This window comes from Rhodoblastus sp., from assembly GCF_052145335.1.
GTDB lineage: Bacteria > Pseudomonadota > Alphaproteobacteria > Rhizobiales > Beijerinckiaceae > Rhodoblastus.
On the sequence record NZ_JBKQOU010000254.1, the window covers coordinates 1 to 2,631 of the forward strand.

Annotated in this window: 6 protein-coding genes; all 6 read right to left on the minus strand. The window is 56.3% G+C overall.

The features are described 5' to 3' along the window. Window positions 1–542 (minus strand): FHIPEP family type III secretion protein (locus ACLP2E_RS16360; protein ID WP_442466531.1); only part of this gene is annotated, 542 nt, incomplete at its 3' end. 55 nt (window positions 543–597) lie between these two features. Then, window positions 598–864, minus strand: coding sequence for a flagellar biosynthesis protein FliQ (fliQ, locus tag ACLP2E_RS16365; RefSeq protein WP_442466532.1), 267 nt, complete (start codon window positions 862–864; stop codon window positions 598–600). A 16-nt stretch (window positions 865–880) separates the two neighbouring features. Next, window positions 881–1,300 carry a flagellar hook assembly protein FlgD gene (gene flgD / locus ACLP2E_RS16370; RefSeq protein ID WP_442466533.1) on the minus strand — a complete coding sequence of 140 codons (420 nt, stop codon included), beginning with the start codon at window positions 1,298–1,300 and terminating at the stop codon, window positions 881–883. Then, on the minus strand, window positions 1,297–1,728 hold the full coding sequence (gene flbT / locus ACLP2E_RS16375; RefSeq protein WP_442466534.1) for a flagellar biosynthesis repressor FlbT: 432 nt from the start codon (window positions 1,726–1,728) through the stop codon (window positions 1,297–1,299). Before flbT ends, flgD begins: the two co-directional genes overlap by 4 nt. Then, window positions 1,721–2,071 (minus strand): flagellar biosynthesis regulator FlaF, encoded by a 351-nt coding sequence (flaF, locus tag ACLP2E_RS16380; protein ID WP_442466535.1) that lies wholly within the window; start codon window positions 2,069–2,071, stop codon window positions 1,721–1,723. The genes flbT and flaF overlap by 8 nt, the downstream gene beginning before the upstream one ends. Window positions 2,072–2,099: 28 nt before the next feature. Further along, window positions 2,100–2,631, minus strand: a 532-nt coding sequence (locus ACLP2E_RS16385; RefSeq protein ID WP_442466536.1) for a flagellin, incomplete at its 5' end; no start/stop codon positions are given.

Sequence of the window (2,631 nt, forward strand, 5' to 3'; positions counted from 1 at the left end):
TGAGCCTCTTGCTCGTTGATGATCCCGGCGGCGAGATCGGCGTCGATTGCCATCTGCTTGCCGGGGATAGCGTCCAGTGTAAATCGGGCGCCAACCTCGGCGATCCTGGTTGCACCTTTGGTTATGACAAGAAAGTTCACGGTGATTATGATCGAAAAGACAATAATGCCGATAAGGAAGTCGCCGCCCATCACAAAATTTGCAAAGCCCGCGATCACGTAGCCGGCCGATGTGACGCCCTCGGCGCCGCTAGACAGGATCAAGCGCGTGGTGGCGATGTTCAGCGAAAGCCGGAGCAGCGTCGCGATGAGCAAAATCGTCGGGAATGCGGAAAAATCGAGCGGACGCTGAATCCAAAGGGCAACCATCAGGATCAGGATGGCAAGGGCTATCGAAAGCGCTAGCCCCATATCGATCACTGGCGCGGGCAGCGGCAGAAAGAGCACCATGAGCATGAACAGGATGCCCAGCGCAAAGCCGACGTCTTGATTGCTGCTTCGCGGCGCGGCGCCTTGCGTTACGGGTGCAATAGGTGTCGACATATTTTACCTGCGCAAAAGAATCGATGAATACCGCCGGACACCCGAGCGTTTAGCCCTAAAAACCGTTCTCGATATGGGAGTAAACGAGTTCGGAAAAACCGTACAAAACGCTGCCAATAAATGGGGCTGTAATCATCGCGATCATGAAGATCACGATGATCTTTGGAATGAACGTGAGCGTGGCTTCCTGGATCTGCGTCAGCGCTTGAAAGAGCGAGATCGCGAGTCCAACCACCATCGCGGCCCCGATGGAGGGGCCGCTTGCCAAGATGACCGTCCAAATAGCCGAGCGGACAAGGTCGAGAGCGTCTGCCTGGTTCATCCCCCCCCCTTAGAACTCAGGAAACCGTGATGCCGCTAGCTAAACTGATCGTCTTGCCATCCGTCAAAGTGGCTTGCGGGCCGGATGAGGTAATCAGGACCGATGCGACCTGCCCCGAGGTCGAGCCATCCGATGAGGTCACGGTTTTGCCAATAATCGAACCCGCCTGCGAAATAGCCGTTTGGGTTAGCAGAGAATCGAGCTTCGTGTTCGCGTTGACCTGCTGTTCTACGCTCGAAAAGGACGCGAGCTGCGAAACGAACGTGGTCGGATCGGCGGGATTTGTCGGGTCCTGGTTCTGCAATTGTGCCACGAGAAGTTGCAGAAACTCATTGTAATTGACCGTGTCGTTCGCCGATGTTGAACTGTTGGTGCTGCTCGAACTAGTCGCAGTGCTGTTCGTGGTTGTTGTCCCAGTGGTCGCCGAAACCGTCATGTTGCTGCTCCTATCAGGTTGTTTCTGTTGTCGCAGGCGCCCTGAAGGATTTCTTCCTCCATCGCAAAGCAACTGCGCAAAGTCTTGAGACCATCGTAATAGCGCTTGGCGTCGACCAGCCGGCGCACCTCCGAGAGCGCCGCGAGCAATTCTTGGCTCGATAGCGCGTTGCAGAGGTTGGTGAAGTACGAGTCGAAGAGCTGGCGCGTCGCTCCAGCGTTGCTTGGGTCGATCAGCATTGTCTGAAGGATAAAGTAAAGCTGCCTGAACGGTGTCGTCGTTTGCGTTGGCTGCATGACATGCGCCTCAAGCAAAAATGTCACGTCGTTAAGGAACTCAATCGCAACCTTGCGGTCGACCCGCAGGACCGCGCCGTTGATAAAGATCCGCTCGCCAGGCTTCAGGCTGATGCAAAAGGGCTTAGTCATTCAATCCGTCCGCGATGGTTTGCGAAATATCCTTCAAGGCGGTGAAGTCCTGGGCCTCTCCTTTTTTGATCCGCTCCGCCTCGCGCAGCATCGACAACCCAATCGATATGAGGTCCGCCCGCAGTTTTTCGGGAAGCCGGTTTTCATCGTTGGCAAGCTGCACCATGAAGAATTCCCAAAGCCGCCGCAGGAACAGTAACGCATCGATCGCTTCGCGCGAATTGACGCCCGCCTCCTGAGCGCGCTCCAGCAGGCTGATGGAGTGGAGAATTGCCGCGCGCTCGTTGGCGCGCACGGTTTTGGGCGAGCCTTCGAGAATTTCGGCGTAAATGCTTCGATACATCAGTTCTTTATCCTGGAAGAGTCCGGTCCTATGCCGGCAAATAGTTCACTAAGCCGAGCTTCGAGATCTGGTTCGTAAGGCTGTATGCTGTCTCAAGTTGTGTTGTGAGGCCCGTGAGCGCCGTGGCGGCCTGGTAAGGGTCAACGCCATCGAGCTGGCTGACCACACCGTTGACGGTGCTTGCTTGCGTTTGCAGCGCGGTGTTCGCGTTGGTGAGCTGCGATTGCGAGAGGCCAAGCGTCGTTTGCATATCGCTGATACCTTGCATCGCGGAACCCACCTGTTTGAGCGCGCTTGCCAATACTGTCTGCTGAGTACTGGAGTTCAGACTAGAAACGCCGAGATCGGCGATGCTTGTGTAGGCGCTGGCAAGCTGGCGAAAGGCATTCCCGTTCGCACTGACGGTGGTGGCTACGCTCTGCCCCGGCGAAATGACGGCGGATGTCCCGGTGCCCGATGCTTGGGACCAGTTCGTGGTCCAGGCCGGATCGGCAAAAAGATTGGCGAAGCCTCCCGACAAAAATTGCTGCATGCTGGAGGATGAGATCGAGCTTGCTTGC